The sequence below is a fragment of the Ideonella oryzae genome (assembly GCF_024055665.1).
In the GTDB taxonomy this organism is placed as follows: domain Bacteria; phylum Pseudomonadota; class Gammaproteobacteria; order Burkholderiales; family Burkholderiaceae_C; genus Ideonella; species Ideonella oryzae.
In genome coordinates this window covers 167,050-183,994 of sequence record NZ_JAMXMC010000007.1, presented here as the reverse complement: position 1 = coordinate 183,994, position 16,945 = coordinate 167,050, and the positions used below count along the sequence as shown (strand labels likewise).

The following is a 16,945-nucleotide window of genomic DNA, read 5'->3' as shown; positions in this document are numbered from 1 at the left end:
CGGCGCCTCAGGCGCAGAAGGCGCGCTCCAGTTCCTGCTGACAGGCCATGTCGCCCGCCGGCAGTGCTTGCTTGGGGCTGTCGCTGCCCTTGAGCAGGAGCCGGCGTGCGCAGCGGATGGCGGTGTCCAGGTGGGTGGCCAGGGCCGCTGCCGGCGGGCGTCCGGGGTCGGCGCAACGCTCGGCGTGGGCCGCGATGGCCTCGATCACCGGCGCTGGCAGCTGCCACTGACGGGCGATGCCGACCGACAGCCGGGCGGACATGGGCAGCAGGGCGGCGAGGAACTGCTGGCTGCCGGCCTGGGCCTGGGGTGGGAACACCTGGTCCATCACCCGCAGCGCGGCGATCATGCCCGTGTCCACCACCATGCCGGCCAGATAGGCGTCAAAACGGGTGGAGTCGCCCTCGGTCAGCCAGGCGCAGCCGTGCGCGCAGCGGGCGGCCTCGTCCCACAGGCGCGGGTTGGCGCGGGGGGCAAAGCGACCCTGCCGGGCACTGAAGACCGGGGTCATCAGCGCGCGGGTCACCAGCTGGCGCAGGCCCCACTGGCCCAGCATCATCACCGCCTGCTCCAGGCTTTCCACCCGGCGCTCGCCTCGGAACTGCACCGAGTTGGCCAGGCGCATCACCTCGCCCAGCAGGGCCGGGTCCTGGGCCACCAGGGCGGCCAATTCGCGGGCCGAGGCGTTCTCATCCTGCATCAGGCCCAGCAGCCGCGGCAGTGCGGTGGGGCGGCGGGGCACCAGGGCATCGGCCTGGGGCTGGATGACCAGCGCGGCCAGGCGCCGCAGCGTGTCACGCTCGGCGCCGCTGGGCGGCGTGTCTTCCCAGTGCGCCACCTGCAGCAACTCGCCGACAAAGCGCCGGTCCAGGTCGGGGTCGGCCACAGCCTCCACCGGGGCGGGCACCGCGGGGGCCACCGTGGCGGCGGGCTTGAGCACCGGCCGGGCGGGGGCGACCGGCCGTGGCTCGGGCGCTGGCCGGGACCAGGCCTTCTGCAACTGCTGCAAGGGGCTCCACATGGCATTCGGACGCAGAAAGATCACGGGGCCCGCCAAGCCGGCGGGGGCATATCCCATTGTCGGCAGACCCTGACCTCATCTTGATCCTTCCGCGGCCGGTCGAGCGGAACAATTCCGCACCATTTGAATGGCATCAAAGGGGCAGTGCACCGCGCACAGCGCGCAGCCGGTGCAGCCCGGGGCGTCATGCAGCACCGCGTGCTTGGGCCCCCAGCCGCGCGGGTCGGCCGTTTCCAGCCACAGCACCTGGGGCGGGCACAGGCCCACGCAGCGGCCGCAGCCGGTGCAGCGGGCGGGGTCGATGGCCGGCAGCGCCTTGGCGGGGTGCGGGGCGTTCATGGGGCGATCAAGGGGCGGCGAACATCTGCGTGGGCGTGAGCCCGAACTCCGCGCTGAAGGCGGTGATGAAGGCCGAGGGCGAGGCATAGCCGCATTCGGCCGCCACCGCCGCCACCTTGGTGCCCGCGGCCAGCGGCCCCAGGGCCAGCAGGAGGCGCAGCCGGCGCCGCCAGGCCCCGGGCGCCAGCCCTGTCTGGGCCTGGAACAGCCGCACCAGCGAGCGCTCACTCAGGCCCACGGCCTCGCCCCACTGGGCCCAGGTGCGGGCGTCCGCCGGGTCGGCCTGCAGGGCGCTGCACAGCCGGCGCAGCCGGGCGTCGGTGGGCAGGGGCAGGTCCAGCGCCGCCGGGCGGGCCTGGGCCAGCTGGTCCAGCGTCACCGCCACCAGGCGGCCTGGGGGGCCGTCCTCGTCGTAGTGCTCGGGCAGGCCGCACACCGCCAGCACCAGCTCGCGCAGCAGCGGGGAGATTTCCAGCACCTGGCACTGGGCCGGCAGGCCGGGCGTGCCGGCCTGCACGTACAGGCTGCGCATCTGCGCCGGGCCGATGTTGTGGATCGAATGGGCCAGTGCCGCGGGCACCCACACCGCCCGCTCCGGCGGCGCCAGAAAGCAGCCGTCGGCCGTCTCCACCTGCAGCACCCCCTCGATGGCATAGGACAGCTGGCCCCAGGGATGGGTGTGGGGCGCGCTCCAGGCGCCGGGCGCCAGGGCCTCCACCCGGGCCAGCACCGGGCGCGGCAAGGCCGCCAGCCGCGGGACGCGGCGTTCGGCCTGGGGGCGGCGCAGGGCAGTTTGGCGGTTTGGCGGCATGGCTTGGCGCAGCGCAGGCAGGGGAGCGTGGCCGCAGCCCTTAGCCTAACGCCATCCCGAACACGACACTGCCCGCCATGCCTTCCTCTTCCCCGTCCCTGCGGCCGCGCCGCGCCGCCGCCGGCAAGGTCGATGTCTTCCTCGTCGGCATGATCGCCGCTGTGGTGGTGGCCAGCCTGGCCCCGCAGATCGGCCGCAGCGGCGGCTGGCTGCACCTGGACCAGGCTTCCGACATCGGCATCTTCCTGATCTTCTTCCTGCACGGCATGGGCCTGTCCACCGAGAGCCTGCTGAGCGGGGCCAGCCGCTGGCGCCTGCACCTGCTGGTGCAGCTGTGCACCTACGCCTTCTTCCCGCTGTGGTGGTGGGCGCTGGACGCGGCCTTCGGCCAATGGGTGCCGCCGGACCTGCGCCTGGGCTTCTTCTACCTGGCGGTGCTGCCGTCCACCGTGTCGTCCTCGGTGGCGATGACCGCGCTGGCCAAGGGCGACGTGGCCGCCGCCGTGCTCAACGCCAGCCTGTCCACGCTGCTGGGCGTGGTGCTCACCCCGCTGCTGGCCAGCCTGATGTTCCACACCGGCGTGGACGGCGGCGCCATGCCGCTGGGCGAGACCATGCTCAAGGTGGCGCGCATGCTGCTGCTGCCCTTCGTGCTGGGCCAGGTGGCGCGGCGCTTCGTGGGCGAGTGGTTCAAGCGCATCAAGCCCATCACGCAGTGGGTGGACCGCGGCGTGATCCTGATGCTGGTCTGGTGCTCGTTCAGCGACGCGGTGGCCGACGGCCTGTGGGCCCGCCACGGCCTGGGCCTGCTGGCGATGGTGCTGGCCGGCGCGGCGTGCTTCCTGTTCCCGATGCTGGTCTTCACCCGCTGGCTGGCGCGCCGCCTGGGCTTTGCGGTGGAAGACGAGATCGTGGCCGTCTTCTGCGGCAGCAAGAAGACGCTGGCCTCCGGTGTGCCGATGGCGCGGCTGCTGTTCGCCGGCAACCCGGTGCTGGGCACGGTGGTGCTGCCCATCATGTTCTATCACCAGCTGCAGCTCTTCGTCTGCGCGGTGCTGGCGCGGCGCTATGCCGCGCGCACGGCCGGCTGAGGGCCGGGCCTCCAACGCGGGTCAGGCGCCGGCTAGGTGCCGGCCAGGCGCAGCGCGGCCAGCGTCCACAGCGTCACCAGCACCGCATTGCTGGCGGCGAACACCGCCAGCCGGTGCAGCACATTGTTGTAGCTCTGGTGCACCACGCTGTGCACGATGCGCAGGCCCACATAGGCCCACTGCAGCCCGGGGGCCCAGGGGCCGGCCAGGGCCGGCTGCGCCACCAGGATCAGCGACAGCGCGTAGAACAGCACCGGCAGTTCCAGCAGGTTCATGTAGTTGCGGTTGACCAGCGTCACCGGCGCCGGCACCTGGGGCGATTCGCCCAGGCGGAAATCGCCCGGCGAGATCTGGCCGCACAGCCCCGCGCGGATGCGCACGAAGGCCAGGCGAAGCAGCACCAGAAAGGTCCAGAAGGCCAGTGCGAAGACGGGCGCGAGCAGGGCGGCGGGCGACGGCGACAAGACGGCTCCTCGGTGCGGGGCGGGCCCGGCACGCGCCGGGGCTGGCGCGAGTGTGCCCGAGCCCCGCCGCGGCCCGGCTCACCCGGTGTCCCCTGTCCTGGGGAGCGCCTCAGCCGCCCAGGGCGGCCAGCTGGCGCCGCAGTTCGGCGTTCTCGGCCTCCAGCGCGGCCACGCGCTGGCGCAGGCTGTCCAGCGTGTCGCCGCCGGCCTCGGGCGCTTCGCTGCCCTCCTCGGCCTTGGGCTTGCGCTTGGCTTCGCGCACCCGCTTGGCCACCTGCTTGAGCTCGTCGGCCCCGGCCTGGGCGGCGGCGGCCTGCTCCTCGGCCGGCAGCGTGGCCACCGCGGCCGCGGCGTTGATCGACAGCGTGCCCGCGCGCACCGCGGCCACCACCTCGGGCGTGGCCTGCTGGTGGATCTTCTCGATCATCTGCACCTGCGCGCTGGACAGGCGGGCCGCCTTGGCCACCGCCTCGCGGCTGTCCAGCGGCTTGGGCTCGGGCAGGGGCGCCGCGGGGGCCCCACTGCCTTCACCAGCCCAGGGCGGGGCCTCGCCACCGGCGGGCTCGGCCGTGGCCGGGGCGGCGGCGTCCACCGCGGCGCTCGGGGCTTCGGCCAGGGCGGCCATGCGGGCGGCGCGGCGGGCCTCCAGCAGCTCGCGCTTGCGCAGGGCCAGCACGCCGCGCTGGAAGTTGGACACGCTGCGCCGGCCCAACTGCTGGTCGATCATCCACAGCTGCACGTCCTGCAGCGTCTTCAGGCGCGGGTTCTGCACCGTGCGGAAGGGGATGCCGTGCTTGGTGCACAGGCGGTGGCGGTTGTGGCCGTCCACCAGCACATCGCCCCACAGCACCAGGGCTTCGCGGCAGCCCTCGGCCAGCAGGCTGGCCTCCAGGGCCTCTTCCTCTTCGGGGCGCAGCGGGTCGATGTAGGCCTGCAGGCCCTCGTGGATGACGATGGTGGGGGTGTCGGACATGCGAACTGGGGGGAAGGGCGGGCAGGGGCCGGCATTCTATGCACGGGGCTTCACCCGCCTCTCTAGAATCTTGACCGTGCGCAAGTCCTGGCTGTCCTGGCGGTTCTCACTGCTGTCTCTCGTGCTCCTGCTGGCCCAGCAGGGCGCGGTGCTGCACGAGCTCAGCCACCTGCTGCCGGCCCTGCGTGGCGCGGCCGGCCCGGCCGTGGCCCTGGCCGAGCCCGCGGCCGCCGGCTCGTCCCAGGCGCCCCGCGGCGAGGGCCGGGACCAGGCCGATGCCGTCTGCCAGCTCTGCCTGGGCTTTGCTCAGCTGGGGAACCTGGCCGTCTGGCGCTTCGCGCCGCCCGAGCTGCTGGCCCTGCAGCAGACGGCGCCGCGCAGCGAGCCCTTCCTGCGGCGCGAGGCCGCCCGCCCGCCGCACAGCGCCCGCGATCCGCCGGCGCGCTTCACCACTCTCCTGTCCTGAGCGGGACGGCCCGCGCCCTGGTGGCGCGGCCGGCCCCGGCTCGCTGCACCCCCATTGGCATTCCGATGCGCGCGACCGCAGGCCTCTTCGTGTCTGAGGCCGTGCCCAGGCCTGTGCCTGTGCCTGGTCTTGCGCGCATCGCAAGGAGTTTCTGCATGAAGAACTTTCCCCGGACGAGCCTGGCGTTCGCCCTGTCCCTGGCCTTTCCCTGCGCCCTGAGCCTGCTGGCCACCCCCGCCCGCGCCCAGACGGCCCCCACCACCCCCGCCGCAGCCACCACCGCCCCTGCCGACACCGCGCCCACCCAGCGGGTGGAGATCAGCGCCCAGCGCCAGAAGCTGGACGCGGCCCGCAACGGCCTGTCGCCCGACACCGGCAGCTCGGTCTACCGCTTCGATGCCGAGGACCTGCAGCGCCTGCCCGAGGGCGAATCCACCCCGCTCAACCAGGTGCTGCTGCAGGCCCCCGGCGTGGTGCAGGATTCGTATGGTCAGCTGCATGTGCGTGGCGACCATGCCAACCTGCAGTACCGCATCGACGGCATCCAGATCCCCGAATCCATCAGCGGCTTCGGCCAGGCCCTGCAGACCCGCCTGGCCGACCACCTCTCGCTGATCACCGGCGCGCTGCCGGCCCAGTACGGCAACCGCACCGCCGGCGTGGTGGACATCCACACCAAGGACAGCACCTTCGCCAACGGCGGCAGCGTGAGCCTGGAGACCGGCAGCAACGGCCACCGCGAGGCCAGCGCCGAAGTGGGCGGCACCGAGGGGGCGCTGAGCTACTACCTGACCGGCTCAGCCCTGCGCAGCGACGAGGGCATCGAGAACCCCACCGCCAGCCGCCGTCCCCTGCACGACCAGACCCAGCAGGGCAATGCCTTCGGCATCGTGTCCTACCTGCTCAGCCCCGAGACGCGGCTGAGCGCCATGGGCGGCTTTTCCAACAACCGCTTTCAGATCCCCGACGTGCCAGGCCAGACGCCCAGCTTCAGTCTGAACGGCAGCGACAGCATCGACTCGGCCACGCTGGACGCGCGCCAGAAGGAGCGCAACCGCTTCGGCGTGCTGGCGCTGCAAAGCACCCTGGGCGACGGGGTGGACTACCAGCTGGCCGCCTACGTCCGCCGCACCGACGTGCACTACACCCCGGATGACCGCGGCGACCTGATGTTCAACGGCGTGGCGGCCAACGTGCTGCGCAGCAACGACGCCGCCGGTCTGCAGGGCGACCTGAGCTGGGTCATCAACCCCGCCCACACCCTGCGCAGCGGCTTCTCCTTCCAGCACGAGCGTGGCACCACCGACAACACCGCGCAGGTCTTCCCGGCCGATGCCGACGGCAATGCCACCAGCGACGTGCCCGAGACCATCGTCGACAACAGCCGCATCATCGGCCACCAGTGGAGCGCCTATCTGCAGGACGAGTGGACCCCGATCCAGGCCCTGACCGTCAACTACGGCCTGCGCTACGACCAGGTCAACACCGTGGTCAACGAGCACCAGCTCAGCCCGCGCCTGGGCGCCGTCTACGACCTGAGCCCCAGCACCCGGGTGCATGTGGGCTATGCGCGCTACTTCACCCCGCCGCCCACCGAGCTGATCGACCAGACCTCGGTGGCCAAGTTCCTGGGCACCACCAACGCCCTGCCTTCGGACGCCAACACCGCCGTGCGCTCCGAGCGCAGCCACTACTTCGACGCCGGCATCTCGCAGCAGCTCAGCCCCGCGCTGACCGTGGGCCTGGACGGCTACTACCGCAACGTGCGCCACCTGCAGGACGAAGGCCAGTTCGGCAACGCGCTGATCTACTCCGCCTTCAACTACCAGAAGGCCCGCATCTGGGGCCTGGAGCTCAGCGCCAACTACCACCAGGACGCCTTCTCGGCCTATGCCAACGTGGCCCTGGCGCGGGCCTTCGGCAAGGGGCTGGAGAGCGGCCAGTTCAACTTCGAACAGGATGAGCTGGACTACATCAACAGCCACTGGGTGCACCTGGACCACGACCAGGCCACCTCCGCCTCGGCCGGCGTGAGCTACCGCTGGGCCGAAGGCACCACCGCCTCGCTGGACCTGATCCACGGCAGCGGCCTGCGCAACGGCTTTGCCAACACCGGCCACCTGCCGGCCTACACCCAGGTCAACCTGGGCGTGCAGCACAGCCTCACCCTGGCCCAGGGTCTGGGCCCCACCGAGCTGCGCGCGGCCGTCACCAACCTGTTCGACAAGGTGTACCAGATCCGCGATGGCTCGGGCATCGGCGTGGGCGCCGCCCAGTACGGCCCGCGCCGTGGCGTGGTGCTGGGGGTGACCCAGCGCTTCTGACCTGACGGGTCAGACGCTCAGGCCGCCGGGGGAAAGGTCACCTCGGCGGCCGGCACCAGCGTCACCTTCACGCCGAAGCTGTCCATGTGGGACAGCGTGCGGTTGTGGTGGGCGATGATCTGCGGCGCCGTCAGCACGCCGTTGTCCAGCGTCGAATGGCCATCGGACACCAGCGTCACCGGAAAGCCGTGTTCCAGTGCGCCCAGGGTGGTGGTGCTCACGCAGAAGTCCGTCTGCGCCCCGCAGACGATCAGCGCCGTCACGCCCCGGGCCTGCAGCTTGCCCATCAGGTCCGTCTTGAAGAACGAGTCGGGCGTCGTCTTGCGCACGAACAGGTCGCCCTCGGCCGTCTCCAGGCCGGGCGCCAGCTGCCAGCCCTCGCTGCCATGGCGCATCAGCGGGTGGTCGTCCTCGTGCTGGATGAACACCACCGGCGCCCCCGCCGCACGCGCCTTGCGCGACACGCTGTTGATCCGGTCGATCAGGCCGGCCGCATCGTGCACGGCCCATTGGCCGACACACAGGGTGGTCTGGACATCGATGACGAGCAGGGCGGTGGTCATGGCGGCTCCTTGAGGGGCTGAGGCACGGATCACGGATCATCGCAGCCCGCGGCTTACCGCGTGTTACCGATCGTCGGATTCCACCGACGCCCGACTTGCCCCAACGCATGGCGCCATGCCCTCGGATGGGGGATGTCCGCAGATGGGTCACCAGGGCGCCCCATTCGCTGGGAATAATGCCCCCCAATCACAGAGGGGGAGAGCCATGCTCAAGCAGGCCAACGAACAGGTCGGGCGCGCGTTCGCGCAGGTGGCACGCTGGCTGGGGCGGGCGGGTCAGGCGGCGGCGCCGGTGGCGCGCCGGGTGCTGGGGCAGTGGGCCCCGCCAGCCTGGGCGCAGGCGGCCGGGCGCGGCCTGGGCCGGCTGGGTGGCCTGCTGCAGGCCCATGCCCTGCTCACCCTGGTGGTGGTGGCGCTGGCCGGGGCGGCCGTGTGGCAGGCCCCGCACATCGCCCAGCGCTGGCGCGCCTGGGCCCCGGCCTGGATGAACCTGGGCCTGCTGGGGGACGACATGGGCGCGGCCACGGTGACCGTGCAGCTGCAGCCGCCCGGCGCGCCGGACTACCGCAACAACGGCGGCCCGCAGCCGCTGGTGATCAGCTTCAGCGCGCCGGCCGCGCCGCCGCTGCGCATCGGCAAGGAGCCCACCGACGTCAGCCTCTCGCCCGAGGTGGCCGGCCAGTGGAAGTGGGTGGACGCCAGCACCCTGCGCTTCGAGCCCCAGGGCCACTGGCCCATCGGCGAGCACTACACCCTCAAGCTGGGCCGCAAGAGCCTGGCCCCGCATGTGGCGCTCAAGGAGCGCAAATACGAGTTCGACGCTGCCGGCTTCACGATGAACGTGGGTTCGGCCGAGTTCTACCAGGACCCGGTGCAGGCCGGCCTGCGCCGCGTGGTCATGACGCTGGACTTCAACCACCCGGTGGACGCCAAGGCGCTGGAAAGCCGCATCCACCTGGACGACGGCAGCGAGCGCAAGTTCAGCGTGAGCTACGACACCCAGCGCCTGCAGGCCACCGTGCAGTCCGAGCCGCTGGCCATTCCCGCGCAGACGGTGGCCATGCAGATCACCATCGACAAGGGCGTGGGCGCCCAGCGCGGCGGCCCGGGCACGCCCGCGCCGGTGGTCAAGTCGGTCGATGTGCCGGGGCTCTATAGCCTGGCCGTCAGCGAGATCAGCACCGCCGTGGTCAGCAACGACGCCGGCGACCCCGAGCATGTGCTGCACGTGGGCGCCAGCATGGCCGTGCACGAGCGCGAGTACGCCCGCACCGTGCAGGCCTGGATGCTGCCCGTGTCCGAGCAGGACGGCGGCGAGCCCTTCGCCTGGAGCGACCCGGCCGAGGTGACGCCGGCCGTGCTCAAGCGCGCCAAGCCCATGAAGCTCGACCCCATCGCCAGCGAGCGCGAGGTGACCGAGGCCGCCTCCTTCCGCCTGCCCCAGGCCGAAGGCGGGCGCTTCCTCTTCGTCAAGGTGGCCAAGGGCATGAAGTCGCCCGGCGGCTACCTGCTGGGCAGCGACCGGCTGGAGATCCTGCAGATCAAGACCTTCGCGCCCGAGCTGTCCATCATGAGCCGCGGCTCGCTGCTGGCGCTGTCGGGCGAGAAGAAGCTGCCCCTGCTGGTGCGCGACCTGCCGGGCGTGAAGATCGACATCGCCCGCGTGCTGCCGCAGCAGCTGCACCTGCTGGTCAGCCAGGCCGACGGCAACTTCAGCCAGCCGCAGTTCTATGGCCGCGTGAACGACGACACCCTGGCCGAGCACTTCGAGCGCGAGATCCCGCTCAAGCTCAAGCCCGGCAAGTCCCACTACGAGACGGTGGACTTTGCCGAGTACCTGCAGGCCGGCGGCGAGCGCCGCGGCGTCTTCCTGCTCAAGGTGCAGGGCTACGACCCGGCCGCCAAGCGCGGCCCCGCCACCGGCGGTGACGAGGGCGACGCCAGCGCCATGGCCGGCGGCGAGGGCGAGGGTGAAGGCGAGGGCTGCTGCGAAGGCGGCGATGCCGAAGCCGCCCAGGTGGACCCCACCACCATCCACGACCAGCGCCTGGTCATCGTCACCGACCTGGGCCTGATCGCCAAGCGCGCGGCCGACGGCACGCGCGATGTCTTCGTGCAGTCCATCGCCAGCGGCCAGCCGGTGGGTGGCGCGCGCATCGAGGTGTGGGGCCGCAACGGCCTGGTGCTGGCCAACGCCAGCACCGACGCCAGCGGCCACGCCAGCCTGCCCAACCTCAACGGCTACACCCGCGAAAAAGCCCCCGTGCTGCTGCTGGCCCGCAAGGACGGCGACCTCAGCTTCCTGCCCATGGGCGGCGCGGCCAGCCTGGGCCGCGGCGAGCGCACGCTGGACATGTCGCGCTTCGACGTGGGCGGCCTGCACACCAGCGGCGTGCCCAACCAGATGACGGCCTTCCTCTTCAGCGACCGCGGCATCTACCGCCCCGGTGACACGCTGCACGTGGGCATCGCCGTCAAGGCGTCCAACTGGGCCACCTCGATGAAGGACCTGCCGGTCGAGGCCGAGATCATCGACCCGCGTGGCCTGAGCGTGCGCCGCGAAACCCTGCGCCTGGGCCCGGCCGGCACCGCCGAGCTGGCCCACAGCACGCAGGACAGCTCGCCCACCGGCAACTACACCGTCAACCTCAGCCTGCCGCGCCAGACCAGCGCCAACGCGCCGGACGTGCCGCCGCTGCTCATCGGCTCCACCACCGTCAAGGTGCAGGAATTCCTGCCCGACCGCACCAAGGTCAGCGCCCACCTCTCCACCGAGGTGGCCGAAGGCTGGGTCAAGCCCGACGACCTGAAGCTGCAGGTGCATGTGGAAAACCTCTTCGGCACCCCGGCGCAGAACCGCCGCGTGGAAAGCCGGCTCACCCTCACCCCCACCTGGCCGCACTTCCGCAGCCTGCCGGACTACAGCTTCTACGACCCCAGCGTGAACCGCCGTTCGCAGATGGACGATCTGGGCGCCGTGCAGACCGACGACAAGGGCAACGCCGAGGTGGACCTGCGCCTCTCGCGCTTCGAGGCCGCCACCTACCAGGCCCATGTGCTGGTCAAGGCCTTCGAGCCCGAAGGCGGCCGCAGCGTGGCCGCCGAAGTGCAGACCCTGGTGAGCGACCAGCCCTGGCTGGTGGGCGTGAAAACGCCCGACCCGCTGGACTACATCGCCCGCAACGCCAAGCGCGAGATCCAGCTCATCGCCATCGACCCCAAGGCCCAGAAGATCGCCGTGCCCGGCCTGAAGCTGGTGCGGGTGGAGCACAAGGTGCTGTCGGTGCTGGTCAAGCAGAACAACGGCCTGTACCGCTATGAAAGCCGCGCCAAGGACGTGACGCTGGACGAGCAGCCGCTGGCCATTGCCGCGGCCGGCAGCAAGGTGGTGCTCAACACCAGCGCGCCCGGCAACTTTGCGCTGGAGGTGCGCAACGCCCAGGGCCTGGTGCTCAACCGCGTGCAGTACGCGGTGGCCGGCGCCGCCAACCTCAGCCGCTCGATGGACCGCAACGCCGAGCTGCAGATCAAGCTCAACAAGAAGAGCTACGAGCCCGGCGAGACCATCGACCTGGCCATCCAGGCGCCCTACACCGGCGCCGGCCTCATCACCATCGAGCGTGACAAGGTCTACGCCCACGCCTGGTTCAAGGCCGACCAGACCGCCAGCGTGCAGCACATCGCCCTGCCGAAGGACTTCGAGGGCAACGGCTATGTGAACGTGCAGTTCGTGCGCGACCCGTCCTCCGACGAGATCTACACCAGCCCCCTGTCCTACGGCGCCGTGCCCTTTGCCACCGGGCTGGACCGCCGCACCGCCAAGATCAAGCTGGACGCGCCCGCCCTGGCCAAGCCCGGCGACACCCTGAAGATGACCCTGCACAGCGACAAGCCGGCGCGGGCCTTCGTCTTCGCGGTGGACGAGGGCATCCTGCAGGTGGCGCGCTACACCACGCCCGATCCGCTCAAGCACTTCTTCCAGAAGCGCGCGCTGGAGGTGAGCACCCTGCAGACCCTGGACCTGGTGCTGCCCGAGTTCCGCAAGCTCATGCAGAGCGCCGCCCCCGGCGGCGACGGCGAGGGCGAGGCCGGCAAGCACCTCAACCCCTTCAAGCGCAAGCGCGACAAGCCGGTGGCCTACTGGTCCGGCCTGGTGGACGTGAACGGCGAGAAGACCTTCAGCTACACCCTGCCCGACACCTTCAACGGCGCCGTGCGGGTGATGGCCGTGGTCGTCAGCGATGACGCCGTGGCCTCGGCCACCACCACCAGCACCGTGCGCGGCGACATCGTGCTGCTGCCCACCGTGCCCACCTCGCTCGCCCCGGGCGACACGGTGGACATCGGCGTGGGCGTGGCCAACAACATCGCCGGCTCCGGCAAGGACGCGCCCATCCGCCTGGCCCTGGCCGTGGGCAACGGGCTGGAGGTGGTGGGCGACGCCGCGCAGACCCTCAAGGTCAGCGAAAAGGGCGAGGCCACCACCGTCTTCCACCTGCGCGCCAAGCCCGGTGCCCAGGCCGTGCTGGGCTCGGCCAGCGTGGCCTTCACCGCCACGTCCGGCAAGGCCAGCGCCAAGCTCAGCACCGACCTGAGCGTGCGCCCCGCCTCCGCCCTGGTGACCCTGGTGCAAAGCGGCACCGCCGTGGGCGCGGGCGAGCTCAAGTCCCAGCTGGACGCCTACCCCGCCTTCGCCCGCAGCGACCTGGCCGTGTCGGCCACGCCCTGGGCCTTTGCCTCCGGCCTCATCCGCTACCTGGACGGCTACCCCTACGGCTGCACCGAACAGCTGGTCAGCCAGACGATGCCCTCCGTGGTGCTGGCCGCCCAGCCCGAGCTGGCCAAGGAACTGAACAAGAGCCGCGCTGCGCTGGGCCAGGCGGCCTTCAGCCCGCAGCAGGCGCTGCAGCGCACGCTCACCCAGCTGCGCGCTCGTCAGACGGCCGAGGGTGGCTTTGCCATGTGGCCGGGCGGCACCGCCGATGACTTTGCCAGCACCTACGCCCTGCAGCTGCTGCTGGAAGCCAAGGACCGCCAGCTGGCCGTGCCGCCGGACATGGTCAGCAAGGCCACCGTCTACCTGCAAAGCCGGCTGGGCAGTGGCGACACCAGCAGCGCCTTCAGCTGGCGCAACCGTGCGCAAATGGCCTACCTGCTCACCCGCCAGGGCGTGCTGGTGCCCGCTGCGCTGGCCAACCTGCGGCAAGCCCAGCAGGCCGCCCTGCAGCGCGACAAGGCCAGCCCCCTGGCCACCGACCTGGGCGCGGCCTACCTGGCCGCCGCCTTCGCGCTGCAAAAGCAGGACGCCACCGCCCAGGCCCTGATGGCCCCGGTGTGGAGCGACCTGCAGCAGCGCGTGGCCCGCAAGCAGCCGCTCAACCGCTGGGACTACTACTACGACCCGCTGGTGCACGACAGCACGCTCATCCTGCTGGGTGCGCGCCACTTCCCCAAGTTGCTGGCCAGCCTGCCGGTGGAAAGCTGGAGCCGCCTGGCCGCCATGATCGGCGAGGGCTGGTACAGCACCCAGTCCTCGGCCACCACCATCCTGGCGGTGGACGCCTACGCCCGCGCCGCCGCCGCGTCGGCCGGCGGCAGCGTCACGGCCCAGGCGGTGGACAAGGCCGGCAAGAGCCTGGCCCTGCCGCTGACCGGCGAGCTGCGCAGCCTGCAGCAGGCCGCCGTGCCCAACGGCACCGCCAAGCTCAAGCTGTCCAACCCCGGCAACCTGCCGCTCTATTACGGCTGGGCTGAAACCGGCTACGAGCGCAACCTGCCCGACACCGCCGTCACCCATGGTCTGGAAATCACCCAGGCCATCCTCGACGAAAAGGGCAACGCCATCAGCGAAGCCCGCATCGGCCAGGAAGTGACGGTGCGCCTGACCGTGCGCGCCGTGGACCGCGACAGCGCCCGTCAGGTGGTGCTGGTCAACGTGCTGCCCAGCGGGCTGGAGCCGGTGCTCAACAGCGGCAGCGCCGACGACACCGCGCCCGACACCCCGCTGTGGCAACGCCGCGTGGGCGGCAGCGGCAGCTGGAGCCTGAACTACGTGGACATCCGCGAAGACCGGCTCATCTTCTTCGGCGACGTGGGCCGCGGCACGCAGGACATCAGCTTCAAGGCCCGGGCCACCAACGTCGGCCAGTTCGCCCTGCCCGCGGCCTATGCCGAAGCCATGTACGAGCGCCGTGTCTACGGCCGCTCGGCGGCGGGCCGGTTCAATGTGGCGCCGCTGGGCAAGTAAGCGCCCCGGCCCCTTGTGGCAGCGGGGGGCCGGGTGGATGGCGCGGTGGCCGCGGGCGGTACGGTGGGCCACCCGCGCCGCCACCGGCCTGGGCCTGCTGCTGGCGCTGCTGCTCGCCCTGCGCCTGTGGCCGCACGCGCCCCTGCGCGAACAGCTGGCCCTGTCCATCCCGCTGTACGACCGCCACGGCAGCCTGCTGCGCCTGACCCTGGCGCCCGATGAGCAGTACCGCCTGTGGACCCCGCTGGACACCATCGCCCCGCCGCTGGTGCAGGCCACCCTGCTCTATGAGGACCGCGGCTTCTGGTGGCACCCCGGCGTGGACCCGGCCGCCCTGGCCCGCAGCGCCTGGCAGATGGCCCGCGGTGGCCGCCGCCAAGGTGGCTCCACCCTCACCATGCAGCTGGCCCGCCGGCTCTATCGCCTGGACAGCAGCAGCCCCGGCGGCAAGCTGCAGCAAATGGCCGCCGCCCTGTGGCTGGAAGCCCGCTACGGCAAGCGCGAGCTGCTGGAGGCCTACCTCAACACCGCGCCCTACGGCAGCAACATCGAAGGCGCCGGCGCCGCCAGCCTCGTCTACTTCCACCACGACGCCGCCCACCTCACCCTGCCCGAAGCGCTGACCCTGGCCGTCATCCCCCAGCACCCCGGCCAGCGCGTGGCCGCGGGCCGCAGCGGCACCGCCAGCAGCGCCCCCAACCCCGCGCTGGAAGCAGCCCGCCAGCGCCTGTGGGCGCTCTGGCGCGCGCGCCACCCCGGCGAGGCCGACGCCCACCTGCCCCCGCTGGCCGCCCTCAGCCGCGGCCAGCTGCCCTTCGAAGCCCCGCACCTCACCGACATGCTGCTGGCCCAGGCCCGCCAGGCCAGCGCGCGCGACAACCCCGTGCTGGAAGACGACGGCAGCATCCACACCACGCTGGACCTGCCCATGCAGCGCACCCTGGAACGGGTGATGGGCGGCTACCTCAAGGGCCGGGCCGGCGTGGGCATCCGCAACGCCAGCGCCCTGCTGCTGGACGCATCCACCATGGAAGTGCGCGCCGTCGTCGGCTCGGCCAACTACCGGGACGAAGCCATCGCCGGCCAGGTCAACGGCACCCTGGGCAAACGCTCGCCCGGCTCCACCCTCAAGCCCTTCATCTACGCCCTGGGGCTGGACCAGGGCCTGCTGCACCCCCGCACCCTGCTGAAGGACGCGCCCACCGCCTTCGGGCCCTTCACGCCCGAAAACTTCGACGGCCAGTTCATGGGCCCCGTGGCCGCGCAGGACGCGCTCATCCGCAGCCGCAACATCCCCGCCGTGTCCCTGGCCGCGCGGCTCACCCAGCCCAACCTCTACCAGTTCCTGCAGCTCAACCACATCAGCCGCCTGGAAAGCGAGGCCCACTACGGCCTGGCCCTGGTGCTGGGCGGTGGGGAGGTGACGCCCGAAGAACTGGCCCGCCTCTACGCCCTGCTGCCCAACGGCGGCGTGGCCCGCCCGCTGAACTACCTGCGCCCGCCGCCGCAAGGCCCCCGCGCCGCGCCGCCCGAAGAGGCCGCCGCTCCGCCGCGCCTGCTCAGCCCCGAAGCCACCTTCATCACCCTGGACATGCTGCGCCAGACGCCCCGGCCCGACACCGGCGCCCCCGCCCAGCCCGCCATCGCCTGGAAGACGGGCACGTCCTGGGGCTTTCGGGACGCGTGGACGGCCGGCGTCTTCGGCCGCCACGTGCTGGTGGTGTGGGTGGGCGAATTTGACGGCAGCGGCAACCCCGCTTTCATCGGCATCGACGCCGCGGCCCCGCTCTTTCTACGCATGGTGGACGCCCTGCGCGCCCAGCGCCTGGACCCGGGCGAACTGCCCCAGCCCCAGCCCGCCAACCTGCGCCGCGTGGAGGTGTGCACCAGCACCGGCGCCCCGCCGGACGCCCTGTGCCCCGCGCGCACCACCACCTGGTTCATTGCCGGCAAATCGCCCATCCAGCCCAGCCACCTGCACCGCGCCCTGTGGGTGGACGCGCAGACTGGCCAGGTGCTGTGCGGCCCCCAGGCCGCCAGCGCCCCGCACGCCAAAGAAGTGGTGGTGGAACAGTGGGGCAGCGACATGCAGCGCCTGTTCAAACAAGCCGGCCTGCCCCGCCGCACCCTGGACGACAGCACCTGCCGCCACGGCGCCAGTTCAGAAGGCACCGCGCCCGACGCCACCGGCGCCGACGCACCCACCATCACCTCCCCCCTGCGCGCCGTGCGCTACCTGCTCAACCCCCGCAAGCCCCAGCCCCTGCTGCTGCGCGCCGACGCCGCCGCCGGCGTCAAAACCCTGTACTGGTTTGCCAACGACAGCCTGCTGGGCCGCACCGCCCCCGGCGAAAGCCTGCCCTGGCTGCCGCCCCAACCCGGCGACTACAGCCTGCGGGTGGTGGATGAGGTGGGAAGGGTGGATGTGAGGGGGGTGAGGGTGGAGGGGCAGGAGTAGGGCGGATGGGGATGCCAAGAACCTTTGCGTTGGCGGGCTGCCGAGCTAATGATTGCTCGGTCCCGCTTGGACAACGTTGATCGTCGGTCCGTTCTCGACCCGTTGCCGTCACTCGCCACGCGCCCCTGGCCGGCGGCTGGGCAGCGAAAGCTGATCTTCTCCGTTACTTTACGCACCGTCTGCTTGAT

At 71.8% G+C, this 16,945-nt stretch carries 11 protein-coding genes; 5 read left to right on the top strand and 6 right to left on the bottom strand.

Annotated elements, in window-relative coordinates; translation table 11 throughout:
- Positions 1–7: 7 nt before the first annotated feature.
- From M0L44_RS13485 to M0L44_RS13475, 3 genes are all read right to left on the bottom strand, one after another.
- Positions 8–1,021: an HDOD domain-containing protein gene (locus M0L44_RS13485; RefSeq protein WP_252770215.1), complete on the bottom strand. Its 1,014-nt coding sequence runs from the start codon at positions 1,019–1,021 to the stop codon at positions 8–10.
- Between the two features lie 75 nt (positions 1,022–1,096).
- The gene (locus M0L44_RS13480) at positions 1,097–1,360 is read right to left on the bottom strand and encodes an ATP-binding protein (RefSeq protein WP_252770214.1); all 264 of its coding nucleotides are present in this window, start codon (positions 1,358–1,360) and stop codon (positions 1,097–1,099) included.
- Positions 1,361–1,367: 7 nt separating this feature from the next.
- Entirely contained in the window at positions 1,368–2,171 is an 804-nt protein-coding gene (locus M0L44_RS13475; protein WP_252770213.1) for a helix-turn-helix domain-containing protein, read from the bottom strand.
- Between the two features lie 77 nt (positions 2,172–2,248).
- Here M0L44_RS13475 and M0L44_RS13470 point away from each other — a divergent pair, with 77 nt between their 5' ends.
- Positions 2,249–3,262, top strand: a complete 1,014-nt coding sequence (locus M0L44_RS13470) for a bile acid:sodium symporter family protein (RefSeq protein ID WP_252770212.1) — start codon at positions 2,249–2,251, stop codon at positions 3,260–3,262.
- A 32-nt stretch (positions 3,263–3,294) separates the two neighbouring features.
- On the opposite strand, the gene M0L44_RS13465 is transcribed toward M0L44_RS13470, so the two are convergent.
- A complete protein-coding gene (locus tag M0L44_RS13465; RefSeq protein ID WP_252770211.1) occupies positions 3,295–3,726 on the bottom strand; it encodes an MAPEG family protein in 432 nt (143 codons plus the stop codon).
- A gap of 109 nt (positions 3,727–3,835) precedes the next feature.
- On the bottom strand, positions 3,836–4,699 hold the full coding sequence (locus M0L44_RS13460; RefSeq protein ID WP_252770210.1) for a plasmid replication/partition related protein: 864 nt from the start codon (positions 4,697–4,699) through the stop codon (positions 3,836–3,838).
- A 76-nt stretch (positions 4,700–4,775) separates the two neighbouring features.
- Here M0L44_RS13460 and M0L44_RS13455 point away from each other — a divergent pair, with 76 nt between their 5' ends.
- Positions 4,776–5,165, top strand: a complete 390-nt coding sequence (locus M0L44_RS13455; protein WP_252770209.1) for a hypothetical protein — start codon at positions 4,776–4,778, stop codon at positions 5,163–5,165.
- 155 nt (positions 5,166–5,320) lie between these two features.
- Positions 5,321–7,489 (top strand): TonB-dependent receptor, encoded by a 2,169-nt coding sequence (locus M0L44_RS13450; RefSeq protein WP_252770208.1) that lies wholly within the window; start codon positions 5,321–5,323, stop codon positions 7,487–7,489.
- 17 nt (positions 7,490–7,506) lie between these two features.
- On the opposite strand, the gene M0L44_RS13445 is transcribed toward M0L44_RS13450, so the two are convergent.
- Complete coding sequence (locus M0L44_RS13445) at positions 7,507–8,052, bottom strand: cysteine hydrolase family protein (protein WP_252770207.1); 546 nt, start codon at positions 8,050–8,052, stop codon at positions 7,507–7,509.
- Positions 8,053–8,257: 205 nt separating this feature from the next.
- Here M0L44_RS13445 and M0L44_RS13440 point away from each other — a divergent pair, with 205 nt between their 5' ends.
- Both M0L44_RS13440 and pbpC read left to right on the top strand, forming a co-directional pair.
- Positions 8,258–14,299, top strand: a complete 6,042-nt coding sequence (locus tag M0L44_RS13440; RefSeq protein ID WP_290429059.1) for an alpha-2-macroglobulin — start codon at positions 8,258–8,260, stop codon at positions 14,297–14,299.
- A gap of 37 nt (positions 14,300–14,336) precedes the next feature.
- Positions 14,337–16,757 carry a penicillin-binding protein 1C gene (pbpC, locus tag M0L44_RS13435; RefSeq protein WP_252770206.1) on the top strand — a complete coding sequence of 807 codons (2,421 nt, stop codon included), beginning with the start codon at positions 14,337–14,339 and terminating at the stop codon, positions 16,755–16,757.
- Positions 16,758–16,945 lie beyond the last annotated feature (188 nt).

Excerpts from the sequence above, each read along its gene's own strand:
- M0L44_RS13475 (WP_252770213.1), bottom strand. The coding sequence starts at position 2,171 with ATGCCGCCAAACCGCCAAACTGCCCTGCGCCGCCCCCAGGCCGAACGC.
- M0L44_RS13470 (WP_252770212.1), top strand. The coding sequence starts at position 2,249 with ATGCCTTCCTCTTCCCCGTCCCTGCGGCCGCGCCGCGCCGCCGCCGGC.
- M0L44_RS13450 (WP_252770208.1), top strand. The coding sequence starts at position 5,321 with ATGAAGAACTTTCCCCGGACGAGCCTGGCGTTCGCCCTGTCCCTGGCC.
- M0L44_RS13485 (WP_252770215.1), bottom strand. The coding sequence starts at position 1,021 with ATGTGGAGCCCCTTGCAGCAGTTGCAGAAGGCCTGGTCCCGGCCAGCG.
- M0L44_RS13445 (WP_252770207.1), bottom strand. The coding sequence starts at position 8,052 with ATGACCACCGCCCTGCTCGTCATCGATGTCCAGACCACCCTGTGTGTC.
- pbpC (WP_252770206.1), top strand. The coding sequence starts at position 14,337 with ATGGCGCGGTGGCCGCGGGCGGTACGGTGGGCCACCCGCGCCGCCACC.
- M0L44_RS13440 (WP_290429059.1), top strand. The coding sequence starts at position 8,258 with ATGCTCAAGCAGGCCAACGAACAGGTCGGGCGCGCGTTCGCGCAGGTG.
- M0L44_RS13480 (WP_252770214.1), bottom strand. The coding sequence starts at position 1,360 with ATGAACGCCCCGCACCCCGCCAAGGCGCTGCCGGCCATCGACCCCGCC.
- M0L44_RS13460 (WP_252770210.1), bottom strand. The coding sequence starts at position 4,699 with ATGTCCGACACCCCCACCATCGTCATCCACGAGGGCCTGCAGGCCTAC.